Here is a 23,763-nt window from a genome sequence, read left to right as displayed (position 1 = left end):
TCTGCTGGCTCAAACAGGTCCATGCCCTAAAACGTCTTGGCCCCGTTCACCGGCAGCATGATCGCGTAGAGCGATGTGGTGGCGCAGATGTATAGCCGGTTCCGCTTCGGCCCGCCGAAGACGACGTTCGCCACGCCCTCCGGCACCAGGATCTTGCCGATCAGGGTGCCGTCGGGGTCGTAGCAATGGACTCCGTCTCCGGCGCTGGTCCAAATCCGTCCCGCCTCGTCCAGCCTGAATCCGTCGAACAGGCCGTGGGTGCAGGTGGCGAAGATCCTGCCGCCCGAGAGGCTGCCGTTCTCTCCCACATCGAAGACCCGGATGTGCCGCGGTCCGTCCTTGACATGGGTTGCGCCGGTATCGGCGACATAGAGGCGCGTTTCGTCGGGCGAGAAGGCAATCCCGTTCGGGCGGACGAAATCGTCGGCCGCGATGGCGACGTCGCCCGTCTGAGGATCGATGCGGTACACATGGCAGGCGCCGACCTCGCTGTCCGCCTTGTGCCCCTCGTAGTCGGAATCGATGCCATAGGCCGGGTCCGTGAACCAGATCGAGCCGTCGGACTTCACCACCACATCGTTGGGAGAGTTGAGGCGCTTGCCCTGATGGTGGCTGGCGAGCACGGTGATCGAGCCGTCGTGCTCGGTGCGGGTCACGCGCCTGTTGCCGTGCTCGCAGGTGACGAGGCGACCCTGACGGTCGACGGTGTTGCCATTGGAGTACCCGGCCGGATGGCGGAAGACGCTGACGGTGTTCGATGTTTCGTCGAAACGCATCATGCGGTCGTTGGGGATGTCGCTCCAGACGAGGTAACGGCCGGACGGGAAATAGGCAGGGCCTTCCGCCCAGCGGCAGCCTTCCGCTAGTTTCTCCAGGCGCGCCGATCCGATGAACAGACGCTGGAAGCGATCGTCGAGCACAACGGCGACATCTCTGAACATGAAAAACCGGTATGTCCTGTCAGTGAGCCATCAGAACGGGCATGGTCGTGTTGCTTAAGATATGGCTGGTGGCGCCGCCGAAGAACATCTGTCTCAGGCGGCTCTGGGTATAGGCACCCTTCACGAGAAGATCGCAGCCGAGAGCAAGGGCTTCGGACAGGATGGTCTCGCCGGCCCTGTTCGACGGATCCGGCACCGTGACTGCCTCTGCCGGCAGATCGTGCATCCTCAGATGCCGCGCAAGCTCCGATCCGGACGGGCCGGGTACGCCCCAATCTTCGAGTTCGAGAACGACGATGCGCCGGGCCTTCTTGAGCAGGGGCATCGACCCCAGGACCGCGCGGGCCGTTTCCGTGCTCCGGTTCCAGGCGATCACGGCGGTTTCGGCGAAGGTCCGGGGTACCGCAGGCGGCGCGATGAGAACGGGACGGCCGGTCTCGAACAGGGCTGCCTCGACGGTGGAGAGGCGGGTCTGACCGTTCGATCCATCGGGTCGTCCCACTACGACGAGATCGAAAACCCGGCCATAGGCGCCGAGGAAGGCGTCCTCCATCAGGCCATCCTGCCGCCAGCCGGAACTCAGGCCGGGAAGACCCGCAGATGCGCGCGCAATCTGCTGCGTCGTCATGAAGGCCTCGAACCGCTCGCGGCAGGCGCGGGCCATTTCGAGGCGGTTCTCCGGCGTGATGGGGGAGGGCACGCCGATGGCGATGTCCACCGGCAGGACCACCGGATAATCGGGGGTGATCGCAATCCCCTCGATATAGCTGTCGAACATCCGGGCGAGTTGCAGGGCGACTTGCAGCTGAGGCTCGACGATGCCGTGGTCTTCAATCGGGACAAGAATGCTTTTCATGAGGATTATTGTCGCGCTTAAACCCTCGCTCGGCAAGACCATCCGAAAGTTCACCCCGGGCTGTGGATGGAAATGGGTTTGACATCCGATCGTCGCCGGCTCCAGCTTGAATGGCTCGGCAAATCATGGAGCCTTCAATGCGTAAGATCGCGACCTTCGGCGCAGCCACTCTCCTCACGTTGTCCGCATCGTTCACGGCGCTTGCCTTCGATCCCGGCAACACGAGCCGGATCAAGACACTCGTGGATACCGGCATGCAGTATTACTGGTCCGGCGGGGACGTGAAGAAGGCGGAAGCCGAGGTCTTCAAGGGCATCACCCTGCACGGCCGCTACGATGTGGTGGAAAAAGCGTTCGCTGAGGCCTCCTCCCTGGCGCCCGAGCGCCTCGATTTCCGCTTTGCCGTCGCGTCGTCCCAGATCCTGCAGAAGAACCTTGCCGGCGCCCGCGCGACCTATGAGGATATCCTCGCCAAAAACCCGGCTTCCTTCGATGCGCAAGCCTGGCTCGCGGCACTCGCCCGGATCGAGGGGAATGCCGACGAGGCCGCGTTGACGGATCAGGCCCTGGCCGGTCTCGACCGGGCGCGGGCGGAGGCCTATCGCCAGCGTTTCGCCCGTGCCGAGGCCATCATGGCCGAGCGTCCGAACGTGGATGTGCCGAGTGTTCCGGGCCGCGTGATGATCGTCGCCCTCGGCTATGCCCTCGCCAAGGACGGCACCGCGGAAAAGCCGCTCCTCGACCGCCTGGACATGGCGCTGAAGGCCGCGAATGCCAACCCGACGGCCCGGATCATGGTCACTGGGGGGCAGCCCCAGGCGGGCGTCACCGAGGGCGACGTCATGACCAAGTGGCTGGTCGAGAGGGGTGTGGACCGGGATCGCATCCTGATCGAGGACAAATCGAAGGACACGGTCGGCAACGTGCTGAACGTCGCCAATCTCCTGAAGCGCCACACCGCCGACACGGTCATCCTGGTGACCAGCTCCAGCCACATGCGCCGGGCCCGGACGCTCCTCGAAGACGCCTTCCGGCAATACGACATCAGCGCGCCGATCCTTCCGATCGTGGCTCTCGATGCGCCTTCGCTCGAAGAGGCCGCGAAAGTTCCGAAGGACGAGAGGATGGTGATCTACCGCGATCTCATGCGCGTCTCCGGGCTGTGGGCCTATCCGGGCATCCAGCAGTAGCCTGATTTACTCGATCTTGAAGTCTCCCGGCTTCCAGGAGACTTCCGGATATTGCGGGTCCATCTCCTCGAGGGTCGCCTTGACGATGGTCGCAATCGCCGCATTGCGGACCCATTTCCGGTCGGCGGGAATGATGTGCCAGGGCGCCCATTTGGTCGAACAGCGATTGAGCATGATCTCGTAGGCGTCCTGGTAATCGTCCCAGTGCTCCCGGTCTTCCAGGTCGCCCGGGTTGAACTTCCAATGCTTCGCCGGGTCGTCAAGACGCTCTTGAAGCCTCTCCTTCTGTTCATCTTTCGAGATGTGCAGCATGAATTTGAGAATGGTCGTGCCGTTCTCGGCGAGCATCTTCTCGAACGCATTGATCTGGTCGTAGCGCTGCTCGACGACCTTTTCAGGCGCAAGCTTGTGCACCTTGCCGATCAGAACGTCCTCGTAATGGGATCGGTTGAAGATGCCGATGGTGCCGCGGCGGGGGGCGGCCGCATGGACGCGCCAGAGATAATCGTGCTCCAGTTCGAGCCGCGAGGGCGGACCGAAGGCATGGACCGACACGCCCAGGGGGCCGGTCGCATTGAAGACGCTGCGGATCGTTCCGTCCTTGCCCGACGTATCCGTGCCCTGGAGGATCACGAGCAGGGCGCGGGAGCCCTCCGCATAGAGCCGGTCCTGCAGGGTATCGATGTCCTTCGCGAGGGCGGCCGTGGCGGCCTTGGTTTCCTGCTCGTCGCCGAAGAGGGACTTGTCCCGCGGATTGCGGTCCCGCAGCCGGATCTTCTCGCCGGGTTCGACCCGGAGCTTTTTCAACACGGCCTGTTCCTGATCCGCCATTCCCGATCCTCCACCACTCCAGGACGATAGGGCATGCCGGCGGGAAAGGAAGATTGGGATCGTCGCCGATGCGCTTTTCAAAGAGTTAAGCATCGGATTAGTCCCAAAAGTGCATTCCACTTTCGGGTTCGATGCTCTAGCAGGACTTACCGGAGTTCTGCCACTCAGGATGGAAGAGGCTGCCACGATGCTTTCACTCTACTACTACCCGGGCAATGCCAGCCTGCTGCCGCATATGATGCTGCGGGAGATCGGCGCCGAGTTCGAGCTGCGCCTCGTCGATCGGGGGCAGAATGCCCAGAAAAGTCGCGAGTATCTCAAGCTCAATCCGAGCGGACGCATCCCAGTCTTGATCGATGGCGACCTGATTCTGTTCGAGACCGCAGCCGTCGCGCTGCATCTTGCCGACAAATTCCCGGAAGCGGACCTTGCTCCCGCCGTTGGAACGGCGGAGCGGGCCGAATTCTACAAATGGATCATCCACCTCACGAACACGCCGCAGGTGGAGTATCGCGCCTGGTTCTATCCGCACGAGCACGTGACCGACGAGGCCGCGGCACCGACCGTCAAGCAGGCGGCCAACGAGCGTCTCAACCGCATGTTCGACGTGATCTCCGAGCAACTCGGCGACAGGACATGGCTGCTCGGCGAGCGTTTCTCCGCCGCCGATCTCTTCCTGTTCATGCTGATCCGCTGGGGCCGAGGCATGCCGCGCCCGCCGCGCAGCATCCCGAACCTGAACGCGCTTGCCGAGCGTGTGGTGGCGCGACCCGCCGTTCAGAAAGCGCTTGAAGCAGAAGGGATCAAGGCTCCGATCTTCTGACGCTATTTCTTTCGCGAGGACCGCTTCGACGTCTGGCGCTCAGGCAGCACCTGATCGACTTTGCTCATCTCCGCCCAGGGATCTCGCTTCAGCGAGGCAAAGCGCTTCCCTAAATTCTCGAGCGTGAAGCCGTTGGGTTTGAGAGTTGGCGACAACTCCTCCCAGGCGACCGGCGTGGCCACGGGAGCGCCGGGCCGCGAGCGGGTGGAGTAGGGCGCAACCGCCGATGCCTCGCGGTTGTTGCGCAGGTAATCGATGAAGATGCGGCCCTCACGCTCCTGCTTGACGGAGGTGGTCGTATAGCGATCCGGCTCATCGGCCGCCATGGCTTCGGCCAACTCCCGCGTAAAGGCGAGCGCGTCCTTCCATGGTGCCTTCGGCTTGATCGGCACGACCACGTGCAGACCCTTGCCGCCGGTCGTCTTCACGAAGCTTTCCAGCCCAAGTTCCTTCAGACGTTCGCGGACAGCAACCGCTCCTTCGATCACGCGCGGCCATTCCACCCCTTCGCCGGGATCGAAGTCGAAGATGAGGCGATCGGGCTGTTCCAGGTCGGCCAATGTCGCGCCCCAGACATGCATTTCCAGCACGCCCGATTGGACGAGCGCAACGACGCCCTGGATATCGGTGACCGTCAGGACCTCGTGCTTGCTTGTTCCATCACTCACCATGTCCGCATGAATGAAGGAACTCATGCCCGCCCAGGAGTGACGCTGAACAAAGCACTTCTTCTCCGCGCCTCCAGGGCAGCGGATGAGCGTGAGGGGACGGTTGACCAGATGTGGCAGAAGCCAATCCGCGATGCCGCTATAGAACTCCGCGAGTTCCTGCTTGGTGACGCCCTGATCTTCCCATAGCACGCGTTCGGGATGGGTGAGGGGCACACCGGCGACCTCGGTCTCGCCGGCTTTTGTGGATTTGCCGGTCGAGGAGGCTCGCTTGGCCGGCTTTTCCGTCTTCCCAGGTGCGGCTTTCTTTGCGGGAGCTTTCCGCTTCGCGGGGCTCTTCGCTGTGTGACCCGGAGCAATCTCCTCCAGCGAGCGGCCTGTTTTCACCGACAGAGGCGCCTCATCGAGAATGTCCGGATCGTCTTCACTTCGTGCATCGGCATCGTCGGCCTTGATCAGGAGCCAGGATTCCTGTCGTTCGCGCGGGCGCTTGGCCATGCGGACGAGATGCCATGTCCCATTCAGCTTTTCGCCCTCGAGGCGAAAGGTGAGGCGGCCTTTCTCGTAACCTTCGTGAGGATCGCCTTCGGGCTCCCACGTCCCGCGATCCCACAGCATAACGGTGCCGCCGCCATATTGGCCTGCCGGAATGGTGCCTTCGAAGCTGCCATAATCGAGCGGGTGATCCTCGACATGGACCGCAAGGCGCTTCTCGCCCTTGACGAGACTCGGCCCCTTCGCGACCGCCCAGCTCTTCAGGACTCCGTCGAGCTCCAGGCGGAAATCATAGTGCAGGCGGGAGGCGTCGTGCTTCTGGACGACGAAGGAGGCCCCTCGGCGCCGGGAGGTCTTGCCCGCCGGCTCGGAGGTTTTGGTGAAGTCGCGCTTGGCGCGATAGGCTGCGAGCTTTGCCATGGCGCGGAGTCAAATCCTCGCACTGCAATCTGGTTCCAGCGTCCGAGGCTGGCTCATCGATCAGCTCTTCCCTGAGCCCTCATCCTGAGGGGATTGCGCGAGCAATCCGTCTCGAAGGACGAGGGCGTCCCCAGAGACTACTGAATCCTCCTTCGAGACGGTGCTTCGCACCTCCTCAGGATGAGGTCGAGAGGATTATGAGCCGGACTCTCAGGAGGCCAGGGGCTGGGTTGCCGCCTCGGCCGTGCCGCGCTCGGTCAGGAAGGCGGCCGCGATCAGGTCGCGGGTATATTCCTCCTGCGGCCTGTCGAAGATCTCTTCGGCCGTGCCGCGCTCTACCACCTTGCCACTCTTCATCACCATGATCTCGTCCGAGAGCGCGCGCACGACGGCGAGATCGTGGCTGATGAAGATGTAGGCGAGGCCGTGGGCCTTCTGCAGGTTGCGCAGCAGTTCGACGATTTCCTTCTGGACCGAGCGGTCCAGAGCCGAGGTCGGCTCATCGAGAACCACGAGCTTCGGATGGAGGATCATGGCGCGGGCGATAGCGATGCGCTGACGCTGGCCGCCGGAGAACTCGTGCGGGAACCGGTTGCGCCAGGCTGGATCGAGCTGAACCTCCTCGAAGGCCTGGGCCGCGCGCCGGTCGCGCTCCTTGCGCGAGATGCTGGGCTCATGAACGAGAAGACCCTCGGTCACGATTTCGCCCGCCGTCATGCGTGGCGAGAGAGAGCCGAAAGGATCCTGGAATACGAGTTGCAGGTGTCGCCGTATGGGACGCATCCCACCCCGGTCGAGAGGCATGAGGTTGCGGTCCTCGAACCGCACCGTGCCCGACGCGGGCTGCAGGCGCAGGATGGCGCGGCCGAGGGTCGATTTGCCCGAGCCGGATTCGCCCACGACGCCTATCGTCTCACCAGTTCGAACCCTCAGGCTCACGTCGTCGACCGCCCGAAGCACGTGAGTAGCCCTGCCGAAGAAGCTCTTTTCGAGCGTGAACTGAACCGCAACGTTTCTCGCATCGAGCACCATCGGGGCCGTGGATGCGACCGGCTCCTTGCGGCCGGTGGGCTCGGCATCGATCAGCATCCGCGTATAGGGGTGCTTCGGCGTCGCGAAGATGTCGTCGGTGAGGCCGCTTTCGACCACCTCGCCGCGCTTCATCACATAGGTGCGGTCGGCGAAGCGGCGCACGACGCCGAGATCGTGGGTGATGAACACGATCGACATGCCGAGCCGCTTCTGCAGATCCGCCAGAAGCTCCAGAATGCGGGCTTGGACGGTCACGTCGAGCGCGGTTGTCGGCTCGTCGGCGATCAGCACGTCCGGGTTGTTGGCGAGCGCCATGGCGATCATCACGCGCTGACGCTGGCCGCCGGACATCTCGTGCGGATAGGCGTCGATGCGCCGGGCCGGGTCCGGAATGCGAACGAGCTCCAGAAGCTCGATGGCGCGCTTTCGGGCCGCAGCCTTGCTCAGGCCGCCATGGGTCGTGAGCGGCAAGGCCAGCTGATCCCCGATCTTGTAGAGCGGATCGAGGGAGGTCATCGGCTCCTGGAAGATCATGGTGAGCTTGGAGCCGCGGTAGTGGTTGAGCCTGCCGGGAGAGAGGCCCACCAGTTCGTCGCCGCGATACTTGACTGAGCCTTCGGCCCAGCCATTCGACGCGAGGAGACCCATGACGGACATCATGGTCTGGCTCTTGCCCGATCCGGACTCGCCGACGATGGCGACGGTCTCGCCCGGATTGATGTCGAGGTCGATGCCCTTCACCGCATGGAGAATGCCGTCACCGGTGCGGAATCGGACGTGAAGGTTGCGGACGGAAAGAACGGGTTCGGCCATAGTGGCGTCCTTCATGTCAGCGATCCTTCGGGTCGAGAGCATCGCGCAAGCCGTCGCCGATGAAGTTCAGGCAGAAGAGGATCGCGACAAGCGTGATGGAGGGATAGGTCAACATCCAGGTGGCGCCCTGGATGTTCTTGGCGCCTTCCGAGATCAGCACGCCGAGGCTGGTATTCGGCTCCTGAACGCCGAGGCCGAGGAAGGAGAGGAAGCTCTCCAGAAGGATTACCTTCGGCACAAGAAGAGTCATGTAGACGACGACGGGTCCCAGTGTATTGGGGATCACGTGGCGGCGGATGATCCCTTTGGTTTCGACGCCCAATGCCTCGGCGGCCTGCACGTATTCTTGGCGCTTGATGGAGAGCGTCTGCCCGCGGACGATCCGGGCCATGTCGAGCCACTCGACGGCGCCGACCGCGATGAACATCAGCACGAAATTGCGGCCGAAGAACACGACCAGCATGATCACGAAGAAGATGAAGGGCAGCGAGTAGAGGATGTCGACGACACGCATCATGACGAGGTCGACGCGCCCGCCGAGATAGCCGGACGTCGCGCCATAGATCACGCCGATGAGGATCGCGACGAAAGTGGCGAGCAGGCCGATCGCAAGCGAGACCTGGCCTGCCTTCATGGTGCGGGTGAGAAGATCGCGTCCATTCGTGTCCGTGCCGAAGAGGAAATGCTGCCGCTTCATGGGGACGTCGACGACAAGCCGCTGGCCTTCCTGCTGCTTCTCGACGACGCGGGCCGGTCCGAACAGGTCCGAACGCTCGAAATAGGCGAGCAACCGCTCGTCGATCGGGCGGGCACTGGAGCTCACGAGCGTCATGTGAACGACATCGTTGTCGATCGTGATGTTTTCGGCCTTCGCGCGAACGCGAGCGCCGATGCGCTCGATACTCGGCTCGACCTGGTCGGCCTTAGGGTAGGCCTCGATGCTCGCGGGCACCTTCACGTAATCCGGGTAGACCCGGTCGAAGGGGTGGCCCGTGAAGAACGGACCGAAGATGCAGGCGAGCGCGATCAGTCCCAGCACGATGATGGAGGTGAGCGCAGCGCGGTTGCGGACGAGACGGCCACGGGCCTCGGCCCAGAGGGAGCGTCCGGTGATCGGGCCTGTCACGGTTTCGATAGGAAGAACGGCGCCTTCAGCCATGGGAGATCTCACTCGTAGCGAATGCGCGGATCGATAAGGGCGTAGAGGATATCGACCACGAGGTTGAAGAGCAGAACGAAGATGGCGACCACCACGACGGTTCCCATGACGAGGGTGTAGTCACGGTTGAGCGCGCCTTCGACGAAGTAGCGTCCGATGCCCGGCAGGCCGAAGATGGTCTCCACCACCACGGAACCTGTGAGCAGAGCGGCTGCCGCCGGTCCGAGATAGGAAACCACGGGCAGGGCCGCGCCGCGCAGGGCGTGGGCGACGATCACCCGCGTGGGCAGGCCCAGCGAACGCAGGGTGCGGATGTGGTTGGAGCGCAGGTTCTCGATCATGGCGGCGCGGGTCATGCGCGAAACCACCGCGATCTGCGGCAGAGCCAACACGAGCACGGGCAAGATCAGATTGCGTAAGTTTCCGTTGGCCCAGCCTGCCACCGGCAGCCAGGCAAGGGCCAGGCCGAACACGATCTGGAAGATCGGCGCCACGACGAAGTTCGGGATCGTCAGGCCCAGCGCGCCCATACCGGTGACTAGGTAATCGATGGTGCTGTTCTGGCGCAAAGCCGCGATGGAGCCGAGGGTGCCGCCGACGATGATGGCGAAGGAGAGGGCCAGGGCGCCCAGCGTTATCGAGATGGGGAGGCCGCGGGCGAAGAGCTCGGCCACGGAGAAGTCGCGCAGGATGAAGGACGGACCGAAGTCGCCCCGCACGACGGCGCCGAGATAGAGCCAGTATTGCTCGATCAAGGGCTTATCGAGCTGATAGATCCGGTTGAGGTTTTCCATCACCTTGGCCTCGAGGGGCCGCTCCAGATCGAACGGCCCGCCGGGGGCGAGCCGGATCAGGAAGAACGAGATGGTGACGATGATGAAAAGGGTAGGGATGGCCGACAAGAAACGGCGAAAGATGAAGGAGAGCACGGAAAGCTCCTCCTGCTGCTACAGCATAACAGTAAAAGAATAGGGCGGCCTGGCAAGCAGACCGCCCCCTTTATCAGATTTATTTTTACTGTGTCTTCGACAGGTACCGCGTCGGATAGACGCCCCGAGTGTTCTGCACGAAGCCCTTGATCTTCGGCGAGATCAGGTTGCTCTTGCCGTAGTACATGATCGGGATCCAGGGCATGTCCTTCATGAGGATCGCCTCGGCCTGCTTGAGCATGTCGGCGCGCTTCTTCAGATCGAGTTCCTTGGCTGCGTTATCGAGCAGCTTGTCGAACTCCGGATTGTTGTACTTGCCGTAGTTGAAGCCCTTGTTGTCGCTCTTGAGCAGGAACAGGAAGTTGTTCGGATCCGAGTAGTCGGCGATCCAGCCGTAGCGGGCGATGTCGAAGTCGCCGCCATCACGCAGGTGGGCAAAGTGGGTCTTGCCGTCCGTGTTGATGAAGGAGGTCTCGATACCCGCCTGCTTCCACTGCTCGGAGATGGCGATCACCGTGTTCCGGTTGTTGTCCGTGGTGTTGTAACGGATCTCGACCTTCAGCGGCTTGCCGGCGCCGAAGCCTGCTTCCGTAAGGAGCTTCTTGGCGGCGTCCTCACGGTCGATCGGCGACTGGTCCTTGTAGGTCATGTAGGCCGGGTCGCCGTAATTGCCCACGCCCGGAGGCATGAACGAATAGCCCGGCTGCATGGTCTGACCCCAGATCTGCTCCGCGATGAACTCGCGGTCGACCAGCATGGACAGAGCCTGACGCACGCGCACATCGTTGAACGGAGCCTTGGAGGAGTTCACGACCATGTACCAGGTGCCGAGATACGGGCCAAGGCGGACCTGATCCTTGAAGCGCTCCTTGAGCGACTTCATCTGGTCAGCCGGCACGTCGTCGGTGGTGTCGAGTTCGCCGGCCTCGTAGCGGCGGACCATGGCGGCGAAGTCCGGGGTCGGGAAGTAGTTGACCGTTTCGATCTGGACGTTCTTGGCGTCGTAGTAGTTCTCGTTCTTGGCAAGCTTGATGTGGGAGTTCGGTACGAACTCGACCAGCTTGTAGGCGCCGTTCGTCACCATGTTGCCCGGCTTCACGAAGTCTTTGCCGAACTTCTCGACCGAGGCCTTATGCACGGGCAGGCTGGTCTGGTGGGTCAGCAGCTCGATGAAGTAGGGGGTCGGCGACTCGAGGGTGATCTCGACTGTCTTGGCGTCGAGCGCCTTCACACCGAGTTCCTCGGGCTTGCCCTGGCCCTTGTTGATCTTCTCGGCATTCTTGATGGGATACAGGATGTTGGCGTATTTCGCGCCGGTCGCCGGATCCATGATGCGGCGATAGGAATAGACGAAATCTTCCGTCGTGACCGGATCGCCGTTCGACCACTTCAGGCCGTTACGAAGCGTAAAGCGGTAGGTCTTGCCATCGTCGCTGACTTCCCACTTTTCGGCCTGGCCGGGAACGGCTTCGCCCTTGGCGCTGTAGGTCACGAGGCCTTCGAGCATGTCGCGCAGGATGTGGGATTCCTGGACGGTCGAGGTCTTGTGAGTGTCGAGCGTTTCGGGCTCGCCTGAATTGGCGCGGTTGTAGACGACTTCAGCCGACGCGGCGTCCATGAGGGCGGCCGTGGCGACGGCGGCAAGAGCCGTGCGTTTGATCCATGATGACATCGGACGCGTTCCCTTTCTGATTTTATATGAAAGTCTTGGAATTATCTCGATCAGAGCCGGTAGGGCAGTGACCTTGCCCTATTTGTTGATCAATCAACTGTTTATGTCCAGTACTATCCCTTAAGACGGCGGAAACCATCCGAAAACAAAGGCTTAAGGTCGTAAGGACGGTTCAGGCTCCGGCGTCGAACACCAGTCCGGCGGCCTCGATCCCGCTGGCTGCGGCGATTTCGTCGTTGTCGGATGTATCGCCTGAGACGCCCACCGACCCCAGGATTGCGCCCTGTCCATCCTTGATCAGGACGCCGCCCGGAACCGGCACGAGCTGCCCGCCGACCGCATGAGTGGCCGAGGCCACGAAATACGGCCGATCCACCGCCATCTTGTGAAGAGCCCGCGAGCCGACTCCGAGGGCCAGAGCGCCATAGGCTTTGCCCATGGCGATCTCGGCCCGCTTCAGGCTGGTGCCATCCTCCGACAGGAGTGCCTTGAGGGCGCCCCTTGCATCGTAGACGACGACGGCAAGCGGCTTGAAGGACTTTTCCCGTGCGGTCTTGAGGGTGGCGGTGGCGATTTTCTGGGCCGTTTCCAGGGTGAGTTCGGTCACTCGGTTACTCCATTGGTTGTGGTTGTCGGTGGCGCGTGCACAGGGTCAGCGAGTGGCCGTTTCTTTGGCCGCCAGCCAGGTTGCCACGGCCTTGCGCTCGTCCAGGGTCATCTCGGTGATGTTGTTGGGCGGCATGGCGTGGGTCAGCACGCTCTGGATACGGATGATCTCCGCATGGCGGGCGATCTCGTCCGGCGTGTCGAGGCGAACGCCCTTCGGGGCGGTGGTAATGCCCTCCCAGACCGGCTCGCCCGCATGGCACATGGAGCAGCGGGACTGGATCGCGAGCACGGCCTCGTCGAATGATGCCGTAACGGCGGCAGGCGCCCCGTCCGCAGGAACCGTGGCCAAGTTGGCGTTCCCGGGCTTGCCAAGGATTGAAAGCCAGATCGCGAGCGCGACGGAGGCTGCGGCGACGCCCCAGGTCCACCAGGGCGATCCCTTGCCCGCGTGCTGCGAATTGAAGAAGTGCCGGACCACAGCGCCAGCGATGACGATCAGCCCGATGATGGCGACCGCATAGCGCGACGACCACGCCAGCGGGTAATGGTTCGACAGCATCAGGAAGATGACGGGCAGGGTGAGATAGTTGTTGTGCGTCGAGCGCAGCTTGGCTTCCTTGCCGAGCTTCGGGTCGGGCGAGCGGCCCGCCAGGAGTTCGGCGACCACCTTCTTCTGGTTCGGGATGATGATGAAGAAGACGCTCGCCGACATCCAGGTGGCAATCATCGCGCCCGTATGGAGGAAGGCGGCGCGGCCGTTGAAGACCTGGGTAAAGGCGAAAGCAGCCAGCAGGATATAGACGAAGAGCACGACGCCGAGGACGATCCCGTTCTTGCCCAGCGGCGAGCGACAGAGCCCTTCATACGCGAACCAGCTCACCACGATGCCGCCGATGCCGATGGCAGGCGCTTGCCAGAACTCCAGGGCGCGGACAGCCGGATCGATGGTGTAGAGGTCGGCGTGAAGATAATAGACCCAGACGATGAGGAAGAAGCCGCTGATCCAGGTGGAATAGCTCTCCCACTTGAACCAGGTCAGTTCCTTGGGCAGTTCGGGCGGCGCGACGAGATACTTGCGCATGTTGTAGAACCCGCCGCCGTGAACCTGCCACGCCTCGCCGCCGACGCCTTCGGGCAGCCCCTCCCGCTTCTTCAGGCTGAGATCCAGATGGATGAAATAGAAGGACGAGCCGATCCAGGCGATCGCGGTAATCACATGGATCCAGCGGATGATCTGGCTGATCCATTCGGAAATTTGCGGGTCGAGCATGCAGCCACTTGGTCAGATAGGGACATCACAGCCTAGGGCCCGGCTCCCCTTGGCGGAAGGCCCATTCTGCCGATTTTTCAACAGGATCCCTGTCGCGTAAGCCCAAGACTTGTGCAACTAGACTTATGGATGCGCTTGACGGCGGAACTCGGTCCCGAAAGATTCCAACCGCCGAAGGACGCGACACCGACTGCGAGGCCTTATGGGACGCCTGTCCACCCACGTTCTGGATACCGTGAACGGCAAGCCCGCACACGGGGTCGCCATCGAGCTTTTCGCCATCGAGGGCGAGCAGCGCCGTTCTGTCGTGCGGACGACAACCAATGCCGATGGTCGCACGGATGCGCCTCTGATGATCGGCGATGCGTTCCGCACAGGAACCTATGAGCTCGTCTTCGCGGTCGGGGGCTATTTCAAATCGCTCGGCACCGCGACGGCCGATCCGCCATTTCTGGATGTCGTACCGGTCCGCTTCACCATCGCAGATCCCGACGGTCATTATCACGTTCCGCTCCTCGTCTCGCCCTGGAGCTACTCCACCTATCGAGGAAGCTGACCTTGCCTGAGACCTCCTATCCCCGCGACCTCGTCGGCTATGGCCGCAACCCGCCTCATCCGCGCTGGCCGAACGGGGCCCGGATCTGCGTCCAGTTCGTGATCAACTACGAAGAGGGGGGCGAGAACAACATCCTCCACGGCGACCGGGCATCCGAGGCGTTCCTGTCGGAGATCGTGGGGGCGCAGCCCTGGCTCGGCCAGCGGCACATGAGCATGGAGTCGATCTACGAATATGGCTCCCGCGCCGGCTTCTGGCGCCTGTGGCGGATGTTCACCCAGCGCGATCTGCCTGTGACCGTCTATGGGGTCGCCACGGCCCTCAGGCGCAACCCGGAGGCGGTGGCCGCCATGAAGGAGGCGCATTGGGAGATCGCGAGCCACGGGCTCAAGTGGATCGACTACCGGGACTTCTCGGCGGAAGAAGAGCGGGCGCACATGAAGGAGGCGATCCGCATCCATACCGAGGTGACGGGCGAGCGGCCCCTCGGCTGGTATACGGGCCGCACCTCGGAGCACACGAACCGCCTCGTGGCGGAGGAGGGCGGTTTCCTCTACAGCGCCGATTCCTACGCGGACGAACTGCCGTATTGGGAACAGCATGGCGACCGGCAGCAGCTGATCGTGCCCTACACGCTGGATACCAACGACATGCGCTTTGCGACCCCGCAGGGCTTCAATTCGGGCGACCAGTTCTTCGCCTATCTCAAGGACAGCTTCGACACGCTCTATGCAGAAGGCGAAACTTCGCCGAAGATGATGTCGGTCGGCCTCCATTGCCGCCTCGCCGGCCGTCCCGGACGCGCCGCTGCTCTGGCCCGGTTTCTGGATTACATCGGTTCCCATGAGAATGTCTGGGTGGCACGGCGCATCGACATCGCCCACCATTGGATTCGCCATCATCATCCGGCGGATTTGAAGCCCAGCCGCATGGATCGGATGATATTCGTCGAACTCTTTGGCGACATCTTCGAGCATTCGCCCTGGATCGCGGAGCGCACATATGACGCCGGGCTGACCACGGGGCAGGATACGACGGAGGGGCTTCATGCCGCCATGGTCAATGCGCTCTCGGAAGCGACCCGCGAGCAGAAGCTGGCGCTGATCAACGCCCATCCCGATCTCGCCGGACGCCTGAAGCTTGCCGATCTGACAGTCGATTCCCGCGGCGAGCAATCCTCCGCCGGGCTCGACAGCCTGACGGAGGCGGAGCGCAGCCGCTTCCTGGCGTTGAACGACGCCTACAAGCAGAAATTCGGCTTCCCCTTCATCATGGCGGTGAAGGGCCGTTCGAAGGACGAGATCCTCGCCGCGTTCGAGGAGCGGCTGGAGCATGAACCGGACGAGGAATTCGAAACCGCCGTCGTACAGATCGAGCTGATCGCCCTGCTCAGGCTCAAGGATCGGCTGCCCTCCCTGGCCGACGTCTTTTCGAGTTTGGCCTGATCGGAACCCTTGAGATGCCCACGCGTCTTCCTCCCAGCTTGGCCGTCGTGAGCCGGGCAGGAGGAGGACGACATGGGTCTGTTCAAGTTCATCAAGGAAGCCGGCGCCAAGATCTTCGGCGGCAGCGCCGCCGCCGCGACTCCGGAGAAGCTGCAGCAGGAGGTTCAGGGCCACGGGTTCGATGCCACCAAACTCGGAATCCAGGTGGAAGGCGACAAGGTGAAGCTGTCGGGGCAAGCCACCAACCAGGAAGAGGCCGAGAAGATCATCCTTTCCCTCGGCAATACCTATGGCGTCGCCGAGGTCGATACGAGCGAGCTGCAGGTTCAGCAGCCCTCCGCCGTCTCGACCATGTATACGGTCCAGAAGGGTGACACCCTCTGGGAGATTGCCGAGAAGCATTATGGGAAGGGCAAAGGCGCGAAGTACACGGAAATCGTCAAAGCCAATTCCCCACCGGTCAAGGATCCTGACATGATCCAGCCGGGCTGGGTACTGCGGATTCCGCCTCTCGCCTGAACCGCGACAAGATTGCACTCCTCCCTGGTAAGCCGGTATGAGTGACCCGTCTCAGGGAGGAATTTTCATGAGTGAAGCGCCAAGAGTTATCGATCTCGACCGCGAGGCCATCAAGCAGGGGCTTCGTGAAGGCTCCTTCGTGCTGGTCGATGTCCGCGAACCGCATGAATTCGCCGCCGGACATATCCCGGGAGCCGTCTCGCATCCGCTCTCGTCCTTCGATCCGACCGCTCTGCCCGAGGACAAGCGAATCGTCTTTTCCTGTGCGGCGGGCGTCCGGTCGGTCCGGGCCATCGAATTCGCGCAAGCTGCTGGCCGCGACATCCGCGAGCACTACAAGGGCGGCTTCAAGGATTGGGCCGCATCGGGCGAGCCTGTGGAATAAGGCGGATCCATCGGGCACCTCACATAGATGTGTTCTAAAGTGCAGTGCTCAAGCTTGAAGAGATATGCGCTAATGCCGGCCCGCTGACCCTGGTTCGTTGGAAGACCCTCGGTCGCGCCCATGAGGGAAAGAACATATGAAGCGTACTATTTTCGTCGCCAGCCTTTTGGCGATTGGAGTGACGGCGGCCATCGCCCAGAGCAATGTCGTCGAGCAGCGTCAAGGCCTCATGAAGGAGATGGCTGCCCAGACACGGCCGATCGGCGCCATGATGCGTGGCCAGGAGCCTTTTGATCTCGCCAAGGTCCAGGCTGGATTGAAGGTGTTTGCAGAGAATCCCACGAAGTTCGTGGCTCTCTTCCCGGAAAATTCCAAGGACGCGCCGAAGACCGAGGCCTTGCCGACGATTTGGGAGAACAAGGCCAAGTTCGATTCCTATGGAACGAAGATGAGCCAGGACGCCCAGACGGCCATGACCACGATCAAGGACGAAGCGTCGTTCAAGTCGGAAATGCCGAAGGTGCTCCAGAACTGCGGCGTCTGCCACAACGAGTTCCGGAAGAAGAGTTCATAAGTCTTCTCAGGTTCATCGCGAGCGGCCCTTCCGGCCGCTCGTTTCGTTTTGGAGAGCGGGATGCGCAAGGCAATCGTGGGTCTTCTGGTTCTGGCACTTGTTGGAGCGCTGGGCTTCTGGGGGCTGACCTCGCCAGCGACCTATGCCCTCATCCGCAGCAATGATCCGGTCTCTCCGACACTGCCTGCCGGTTCGACGCGTCAGCCCAACCTGGAGAACGGCCGCACCCTGTTCTTCGCCGGAGGCTGCACCTCCTGCCACGCCGTGCCCAGTCAGACCGACAAGCTGCGGCTCGGCGGCGGGTATGCGCTGAAATCGCCCTTCGGCACTTTCCACATTCCGAACATCTCGCCCCACAAGCAGGACGGCATCGGCTCCTGGAGCACGGCGGATTTCGTTCGCGCCATGCGCGAAGGTGTCTCGCCCGATGGACGCCACTATTATCCTGCCTTTCCCTATACGAGCTATCAGCGGATGAACCCGGAGGATCTCGCAGATCTCTTCGCCTTCATCATGACGCTTGCGCCCGTCGAAGGGCGCGCTCCCGATCACGAGCTGCCTTTCCCCTATAACGTCCGCCGCGGCCTCGGTCTGTGGAAGCTTGCCTTCCTGGACGGGCAGGTCTTCCGACCGGATGCGACCAAATCGACGAGTTGGAACCGGGGAGCCTATCTGGTGAACGGGCCAGGGCACTGCGCGGAGTGCCACAGCGAGCGCAACGCTGCGGGTGCCATCATCGGGGATCGGCGCTTCGCCGGCGGACCCGATCCGGAGGGCCGGGGCACAGTTCCCAACATCACTCCTCATCCGAGCGGCATCGGGGGCTGGACGGCGGATGATCTCACGACCCTGCTGAAGACCGGCGAGACGCCGAATTTCGACACGGTCGGCGGGCCGATGGGAGCCGTGGTGGCCAATACGGCCCAGCTCCCCGATGCGGACCGTCGGGCCATGGCGGAATACCTGCTGTCCCTGCCGCCGAGGCAGGGCTTCAAGAAGCCTGAATAAAGGAGGCCCGAGCTTTGGAGCGCTCAATCTCCCTGGAGATTGACTCGTAAATTGCTCCCTCCTTCGTCATCACCGGGCTTGTCTCGGTGATCCCGATGATCTGGAGCGCGGCGCTCGTCCAGTCGGCACAGGGCCGGCCATGACGGGTGTGTGGTGATGAGCGCTATGTGCGAGATCCTGGCCGGTGGATCTCAATCCATCACAGCGGCCTTCAGGATGCAGACCATGGTGGCGCGACCGGGTGCACTGCCGATGCAGCGCACCGAATGGGGACGGTCGCAGCGGTAGCGCAGGCTTTCCCCGGCCTTCGCCTGCTGGGTCACGCCGCCGACCTCGACCTCGAACTCTCCCTCCAGGACGGACAGGCACTCCACGGAGCCACGCTGATGGCTGTCGGAGTCGAGCACGCCGCCGGGCTCGGACTGCACGTCGTACCATTGCAGCCACTCGATGGTCTTGAGCCAGCCGATGATGGCCAGGCGCATCTTCCCGTCCTCGGAGACGAGGATCGGGGTATCGGCCTTGGAGGACTTCTCGATGAAGGGTTCCTCGTCCCCGGAGGCGAGAACCCGCTCGATCGAGACGTCGAGGGCCTGGCTCAGCCGCCAGATGGTGGCAAGCGTCGGGTTGGTTTCGTTGCGTTCGATCTGGCTGATGATGGACTTCGCGACGCCGGACTGCTCAGCCAGCTCGGACAGGGACAGGTTGTAGGCCTTGCGCAGCCGCTGGATCGTCTTGCCCATGTTGCCGGAGAGAACCTGTGCGCCCGACTCCAGGTCCCGGCTCCGCTCTTTGCCCTCGACACCCATGACTGCCTCTGTTCTGAAAAAGAGAACGTTCGTTCCTCAAAACGGTTGTGGGGTAATCGACGGAACGGGTCAAGCACCGGAGCGGTCGCGGCGGTTCTTTTCGGTTCAGACACCGGGTCTTTGCGGGGTAGCCTGAAGCTCTTTGGTCCGCAGGAGCCCGAGTTTATGCTCGCGCCAGACGATGAAAAGACCCGTCGCGGCGACAATGATCGCACCGATCAGCACGGTGACCGTAGGCAAGTCGTCGAACATGAACCAGCCGAACAGAAGCGCCCAGATCATGGTGGTGTACTCGAACGGCGCGATCACCGAGGTGTCTGCGAAGCGGTAGGATTGCGTGACCAGAATCTGCCCGACACCGCCCAGGATGCCGATGAGAATGAACAGGGCGAAGTCCATCGAATCCGGCATGCGCCAACCCAGGGCGATGGTGCAGAGCGACAGGCCGGATGCCATGATGAAGAAGTAGAACACGATGGCGCCGGTCTTCTCGGTCTGGGTCAGGCGCCGAACCTGGATCATGGCGCCGGCCGAGCAGAAGGCTCCGGCGAAGGCCAGCATCGCGCCAAGCGTCGGTCCAGCGGTCAGGTCTCCGCCGAAGGTGCCGACCTTCAGGTAGGGTGACAGCATGATCAGGACACCGACGAAGCCGATGCCGACCGCCGTCCACCGATAGGCGCGCACCGTCTCCTTGAGGAGGAGCGCCGCCAGGATCACGGCGATCAGGGGCGAGGCGTAGCCGATGGCGATGGCGTCGTGGAGGGGAAGATAGGAGAGGGCGGCAAAGCCGAGATACATTGCGCCCGTGCCGATGAACCCCCGCTTGAAGTGTCCGACGACATTCTTCGTCCGCACGGCATTGATGAGGTCGCCCTCCCATTTCAGCCACAGCAGCAGCGGCAACAGCGCAAAGGCCGAGCGGAAGAAGACGATCTCTCCGACAGGATAGCGGGCGGCGAGCGTCTTGAGGGTCGCCGACATCATCGTGAAGACGACGGCGGAGATGACTTTGAGGGAGATCCCCAGAAGAGGTTTCACAGGTGGCGGGTTTTCACGGATGGCGTCGCTTTGATGCTGCAGCCAACCACGGACGAGCCGCGTCGTGAACCCCCAATCGGAGCGAAAGCCCCTGCGTCCGACGCATGGGGCTAGGATCGGGCTGTTCGTGAGCGCTTGATGTGGGAACGTATGTAGCCCAGCGCCGTCAGCATGAGCCATGCAGATTGCGTGACGAAGGATGCCAAATTGAAGTCGAAGAACAATGAGTAAAGGATCAGTATTGCGCCCAACGCATTGAGAAGCGCGTAACGATTGTCCTCTACTTTCAGCGCGCCCAGTTGCAATAGCCCGTAGGCCGATAAATAGGCAGCAACACCAATCAGCCCGATAACGTCAGGTCCGTTCATCGACGATCTCCGCCCCGATCCGAAGCGAAGGCTCTAGGGCAAATCGATCCGTCTTGGAATCCGACTTTTTGGCTGACCCGAGAAGGAAGCCGGGAACAGGATAAAAGGGCGGACGAGCCTTCCGGGGCTGACATCCTCTCCCCGTTCCGCGCCCGCCTTCGTCACGCTCTCCTTTGTCCTGCTCCCCGTCATGGCTGTCCCCGGACTCGATCCGGGGATCCGTCCCGGCCATCCCGCTTTCAGACCCGTGGCCCTCATCCTGAGGAGCAGCCGTGAGGCTGCGTCTCGAAGGAGGGTCCGGGAGAGCCCTGAACTCCTCCTTCGAGACGCCGCTTGCCGCGGCTCCTCAGGATGAGGGCGAGCGAGACGATCGCGATCACCGCCCTGGACACCCTCTCCCGTCATGGCCGGGCCTGTCCCGGCCATCTCGATACGGTGAGGCGCAGCGCTTCAGACCACCGGGATCACCGGCACAAGGCCGGTGATGACGTCGGAGGGTGCGAGGGCCGAACGTATCCGCCGATCCACGCTGTCGGACACACAACCCTCATCCTGAGGAGCCGCTGCAAGCGGCGTCTCGAAGGGGGCTCCAGAGAGCACCGGAGGCGCACCGTCCTGCGTGACGCTTCGCTCTTGATAGGCTGGTTCAATAGTCGGCTTCCCTCGCCGTCATGGCCGTCCCCCGGACGTGATCCGGGGAGCAGTCCCGGCCATCCCGATGCTGTGAGGCGCAGGGCTTCATTCAATCGGAATCACCGGCCCAGGGCCGGTGATGACGCAGCCGGTCGATGATCGGCCAGCCCTTGAGGCGCGATGCTTCGAGGGCCCCGTCACAAATCTGCAGGAAAACCGTCATGGGGACGAGATGCGAATCCGGTTTGGCTATCGTTCAGCAAGCCCGCCGGAGGAGCCCATGGCTCAGGATGAGAATGCTGTGCGCGTACGGACGTTGTTCCTGTCGGACCTCCATCTAGGCACGAAGGGGTGCCAGGCCGGTGCCCTGCTCGACTTCCTCAAGACCTACGATGCGGACACCATCTATCTCGTCGGCGACATCGTCGATGGCTGGCGCCTGAAATCGGGCTGGTACTGGCCCCAGGCCCACAACGATGTCGTGCAGAAGCTCATGCGCAAGGTCCGGAAGGGGGCCCGCCTCGTCTACCTTCCCGGCAATCACGACGAGTTCCTGCGCGATTATATCGGGGTCAATCTGGGCGGCATCGAGCTTGCGGATTATGCGGTTCACGAAACCGCCGACGGCAAGCGCTATCTCGTGATCCATGGCGATCAGTTCGACCTGGTGGTCCGGCATGCCCGCTGGCTCGCGCTTCTCGGAGATGGAGCCTATTCGACAGCTCTGTTCATCAACACCTATCTCAACATCGTGCGGCGGCGGATCGGCCTGACCTATTGGTCGCTCTCGTCCTGGGCCAAGCTGAAGGTCAAGAACGCGGTGAACTACATCAGCAGGTTCGAGGAGCTTCTCGCCGCGGAAGCCCGGCGCCAGGAGGCCGATGGCGTGATCTGCGGGCACATCCACCACGCGATCATGCACGATCAGTTCGGCGTGGTTTACGTGAATACCGGCGACTGGGTCGAGTCCTGCACGGCGGTGGTCGAGCACTACGACGGCTCCTTCGAGTTGATCCGGTGGACGGACCGTCAGCGCGAGCCGGCCCGCGATCAAGGTCTCGTCGACGTGAAGATCAGCGAGAGGGCCGCCTGATGCGCCTTCTGATCGCAACCGACGCATGGCGCCCCCAGATCAACGGGGTGGTCCGTTCGCTGGAATACATGGCGGCCGAGGCGCCGCGCTTCGGTGCGGAGGTCGTGTTCCTCACGCCCGAGCGCTTCCGTTCCATCCCGATGCCGACCTATCCGGAAATCCGTCTGTCCCTGATCGGGCCTGGGTCTCTCGCTGCAATCCTTGAGGAGATCCGGCCGACGCATGTCCACATCGCAACGGAAGGGCCCATCGGGCTTGCCACGCGGTTGACCTGCGCGCGCCAGGAGCGAGCGTTCACTACGAGCTATCATACGCGCTTTCCGGAATACGTGGCTGCGCGAACCAAAATCCCCGAGGCGTGGACCTACGGGGCGCTCAAGCGCTTCCATCGGGTGGCCCGCGCCATGATGGTCAGCACGCCTTCCCTGGAGCGGGAACTGACGGAGCGCGGCTTCGAGAACATCATGCGCTGGACGCGGGGCGTCGACACCGCTCTGTTCCGACCACGACACGAACGGATCCTGGACGTAGCCGCACCCGTCTTCCTCTATGTCGGGCGGGTCGCCGTCGAGAAGAACCTGGACGCCTTCCTGAGCCTCGATCTGCCCGGCACCAAGGTCGTGGTGGGCGACGGGCCCTCACGCCTGGCACTCGGGCGACGATACCCGGAAGCCCGCTTTCTCGGCGCTCTCACCGGCGAGGATCTGGCGCGGGTCTATGCCTCGTCGGACGTCTTCGTCTTCCCGAGCCTCACCGATACCTTCGAATCGTGCTGATCGAGGCGCTGGCCTCCGGCTTGCCGATTGCGGCCTTTCCGGTCACCGGCCCGCTGGATGTGATCGGCGCTTCAGGCTGCGGCGTCCTCGACGCCGACCTGCGGGTCGCCGCGCTTGCGGCTCTCGACCTCCCGAGGGATCGATGCCGGGCCTATGGCGAGACCTTCACCTGGCACGAAAGCGCCCGGCAATTCTTCTCCAATATCGAGAAAGCCCATTCCGGGAGATAGCCTGCCCCTACATCAGGAAGGCGGAATGCGGGTGGAGATGCTGAGCCTTCTCACCCTCGAAAGGGCCGGTTTCCACAGAGACTTCGGTCCGGTCGATCTCCACTCTGCTGAGATCGATCATGCCCTGGATTTCGTTCTCCAGGCTCTGAAGCGTCGACGCCATGCGCCGGATGCGCTGCTCGGCCGCCTCCTGGAGCTCCGCCTCGGAGAGGGTGTTCAAGGGATCGTCAGCTTCCAGAACCGGAAAGGAGCGGACCTCCGCCTTGGTCTGCCGGATCGAGGCGACCAATTTTTCCAGGCAAGTTCTGAAGGGCTCGACCGTCCTGGCATCCAGGGGCAGTTCCTTCAGGCGGTCCACGGCCTCGAGAACGGCCTGGGTGTCCGCATTGCGGTTACGCCTCGCATATTCCTTCAGGAACCAGCGGCCGCGCGCCGTCTCCATGACGGCCGCTTCGATAGTGTCGAAATCCAGATCGCCGAACGTGACGTTGGTCTCTTCATCGGGCATGGTGGCGCAATCCATCTCTGCCGGGTTTGATTCCTGTCTCCAACAGATGTGTGCAAAGTGCCTGCAAGCTCAACCCCTGCAAGGCCTTCAGGGGTAGTCTTGCACCGCGTTCT

General features: G+C 62.7%; 23 protein-coding genes and 1 pseudogene. 10 read left to right on the top strand and 14 right to left on the bottom strand.

Annotated elements, in window-relative coordinates; genetic code table 11:
• Positions 1-26: 26 nt before the first annotated feature.
• Entirely contained in the window at positions 27-941 is a 915-nt protein-coding gene (locus tag ACD578_RS13065; RefSeq protein WP_404285552.1) for an SMP-30/gluconolactonase/LRE family protein, read from the bottom strand.
• 19 nt (positions 942-960) lie between these two features.
• Positions 961-1,797 carry a universal stress protein gene (locus tag ACD578_RS13060; protein WP_404285550.1) on the bottom strand — a complete coding sequence of 279 codons (837 nt, stop codon included), beginning with the start codon at positions 1,795-1,797 and terminating at the stop codon, positions 961-963.
• 137 nt (positions 1,798-1,934) lie between these two features.
• Here ACD578_RS13060 and ACD578_RS13055 point away from each other — a divergent pair, with 137 nt between their 5' ends.
• Entirely contained in the window at positions 1,935-2,987 is a 1,053-nt protein-coding gene (locus ACD578_RS13055; protein ID WP_404285548.1) for an ElyC/SanA/YdcF family protein, read from the top strand.
• Between the two features lie 6 nt (positions 2,988-2,993).
• Here ACD578_RS13055 and ACD578_RS13050 read toward each other — a convergent pair whose 3' ends face one another.
• On the bottom strand, positions 2,994-3,818 hold the full coding sequence (locus ACD578_RS13050; RefSeq protein ID WP_404285546.1) for a polyphosphate kinase 2 family protein: 825 nt from the start codon (positions 3,816-3,818) through the stop codon (positions 2,994-2,996).
• Between the two features lie 187 nt (positions 3,819-4,005).
• Here ACD578_RS13050 and ACD578_RS13045 point away from each other — a divergent pair, with 187 nt between their 5' ends.
• On the top strand, positions 4,006-4,641 hold the full coding sequence (locus tag ACD578_RS13045) for a glutathione S-transferase family protein (protein ID WP_404285544.1): 636 nt from the start codon (positions 4,006-4,008) through the stop codon (positions 4,639-4,641).
• Positions 4,642-4,643: 2 nt separating this feature from the next.
• Here ACD578_RS13045 and ligD read toward each other — a convergent pair whose 3' ends face one another.
• From ligD to ACD578_RS13010, 7 genes are all read right to left on the bottom strand, one after another.
• Positions 4,644-6,224, bottom strand: coding sequence for a non-homologous end-joining DNA ligase (ligD, locus tag ACD578_RS13040; RefSeq protein ID WP_404285542.1), 1,581 nt, complete (start codon positions 6,222-6,224; stop codon positions 4,644-4,646).
• 210 nt (positions 6,225-6,434) lie between these two features.
• Positions 6,435-8,084, bottom strand: coding sequence for an ABC transporter ATP-binding protein (locus ACD578_RS13035; protein WP_404285540.1), 1,650 nt, complete (start codon positions 8,082-8,084; stop codon positions 6,435-6,437).
• Position 8,085: 1 nt separating this feature from the next.
• Positions 8,086-9,228 (bottom strand): ABC transporter permease subunit, encoded by a 1,143-nt coding sequence (locus ACD578_RS13030; RefSeq protein WP_404285538.1) that lies wholly within the window; start codon positions 9,226-9,228, stop codon positions 8,086-8,088.
• 8 nt (positions 9,229-9,236) lie between these two features.
• Entirely contained in the window at positions 9,237-10,157 is a 921-nt protein-coding gene (locus ACD578_RS13025) for an ABC transporter permease subunit (protein ID WP_404285536.1), read from the bottom strand.
• A gap of 85 nt (positions 10,158-10,242) precedes the next feature.
• Positions 10,243-11,829 carry a peptide ABC transporter substrate-binding protein gene (locus ACD578_RS13020; RefSeq protein WP_404285534.1) on the bottom strand — a complete coding sequence of 529 codons (1,587 nt, stop codon included), beginning with the start codon at positions 11,827-11,829 and terminating at the stop codon, positions 10,243-10,245.
• 172 nt (positions 11,830-12,001) lie between these two features.
• A complete protein-coding gene (locus ACD578_RS13015) occupies positions 12,002-12,436 on the bottom strand; it encodes a heme-binding protein (RefSeq protein WP_404285532.1) in 435 nt (144 codons plus the stop codon).
• Between the two features lie 45 nt (positions 12,437-12,481).
• A complete protein-coding gene (locus tag ACD578_RS13010; RefSeq protein WP_404285530.1) occupies positions 12,482-13,708 on the bottom strand; it encodes a urate hydroxylase PuuD in 1,227 nt (408 codons plus the stop codon).
• Between the two features lie 202 nt (positions 13,709-13,910).
• Here ACD578_RS13010 and uraH point away from each other — a divergent pair, with 202 nt between their 5' ends.
• From uraH to ACD578_RS12980, 6 genes are all read left to right on the top strand, one after another.
• Entirely contained in the window at positions 13,911-14,264 is a 354-nt protein-coding gene (gene uraH, locus ACD578_RS13005) for a hydroxyisourate hydrolase (RefSeq protein ID WP_404285528.1), read from the top strand.
• 2 nt (positions 14,265-14,266) lie between these two features.
• Entirely contained in the window at positions 14,267-15,709 is a 1,443-nt protein-coding gene (gene puuE, locus ACD578_RS13000; RefSeq protein ID WP_404285526.1) for an allantoinase PuuE, read from the top strand.
• A gap of 72 nt (positions 15,710-15,781) precedes the next feature.
• Positions 15,782-16,228 (top strand): peptidoglycan-binding protein LysM, encoded by a 447-nt coding sequence (gene lysM, locus ACD578_RS12995; RefSeq protein ID WP_152714440.1) that lies wholly within the window; start codon positions 15,782-15,784, stop codon positions 16,226-16,228.
• Positions 16,229-16,295: 67 nt separating this feature from the next.
• A complete protein-coding gene (locus ACD578_RS12990) occupies positions 16,296-16,613 on the top strand; it encodes a rhodanese-like domain-containing protein (RefSeq protein ID WP_404285524.1) in 318 nt (105 codons plus the stop codon).
• Between the two features lie 136 nt (positions 16,614-16,749).
• Complete coding sequence (locus tag ACD578_RS12985) at positions 16,750-17,187, top strand: c-type cytochrome (RefSeq protein ID WP_404285522.1); 438 nt, start codon at positions 16,750-16,752, stop codon at positions 17,185-17,187.
• Between the two features lie 60 nt (positions 17,188-17,247).
• Positions 17,248-18,195 (top strand): c-type cytochrome, encoded by a 948-nt coding sequence (locus tag ACD578_RS12980; RefSeq protein ID WP_404285520.1) that lies wholly within the window; start codon positions 17,248-17,250, stop codon positions 18,193-18,195.
• 191 nt (positions 18,196-18,386) lie between these two features.
• On the opposite strand, the gene ACD578_RS12975 is transcribed toward ACD578_RS12980, so the two are convergent.
• From ACD578_RS12975 to ACD578_RS12965, 3 genes are all read right to left on the bottom strand, one after another.
• Positions 18,387-19,004: a helix-turn-helix domain-containing protein gene (locus ACD578_RS12975; protein WP_404285518.1), complete on the bottom strand. Its 618-nt coding sequence runs from the start codon at positions 19,002-19,004 to the stop codon at positions 18,387-18,389.
• Positions 19,005-19,109: 105 nt separating this feature from the next.
• A complete protein-coding gene (locus tag ACD578_RS12970) occupies positions 19,110-20,042 on the bottom strand; it encodes a DMT family transporter (RefSeq protein ID WP_404285516.1) in 933 nt (310 codons plus the stop codon).
• A 110-nt stretch (positions 20,043-20,152) separates the two neighbouring features.
• A complete protein-coding gene (locus ACD578_RS12965) occupies positions 20,153-20,410 on the bottom strand; it encodes a cyclic nucleotide-binding protein (protein ID WP_404293620.1) in 258 nt (85 codons plus the stop codon).
• A gap of 913 nt (positions 20,411-21,323) precedes the next feature.
• Here ACD578_RS12965 and ACD578_RS12960 point away from each other — a divergent pair.
• Both ACD578_RS12960 and ACD578_RS12955 read left to right on the top strand, forming a co-directional pair.
• On the top strand, positions 21,324-22,136 hold the full coding sequence (locus ACD578_RS12960; RefSeq protein ID WP_404293617.1) for a UDP-2,3-diacylglucosamine diphosphatase: 813 nt from the start codon (positions 21,324-21,326) through the stop codon (positions 22,134-22,136).
• A pseudogene (locus ACD578_RS12955) lies at positions 22,136-23,142 on the top strand (glycosyltransferase family 4 protein). Before ACD578_RS12960 ends, ACD578_RS12955 begins: the two are co-directional and overlap by 1 nt.
• 7 nt (positions 23,143-23,149) lie before the next feature.
• On the opposite strand, the gene ACD578_RS12950 reads toward ACD578_RS12955, so the two are convergent.
• Positions 23,150-23,650: a hypothetical protein gene (locus tag ACD578_RS12950; protein ID WP_152714449.1), complete on the bottom strand. Its 501-nt coding sequence runs from the start codon at positions 23,648-23,650 to the stop codon at positions 23,150-23,152.
• Positions 23,651-23,763: the final 113 nt, after the last annotated feature.

Source organism: Microvirga sp. RSM25 (genome assembly GCF_044784385.1).
Lineage (GTDB): Bacteria > Pseudomonadota > Alphaproteobacteria > Rhizobiales > Beijerinckiaceae > Microvirga > Microvirga tunisiensis.
The sequence above is the reverse complement of the archived record's forward strand: the minus strand, read 5'-3'. Positions and strand labels throughout refer to the sequence as shown.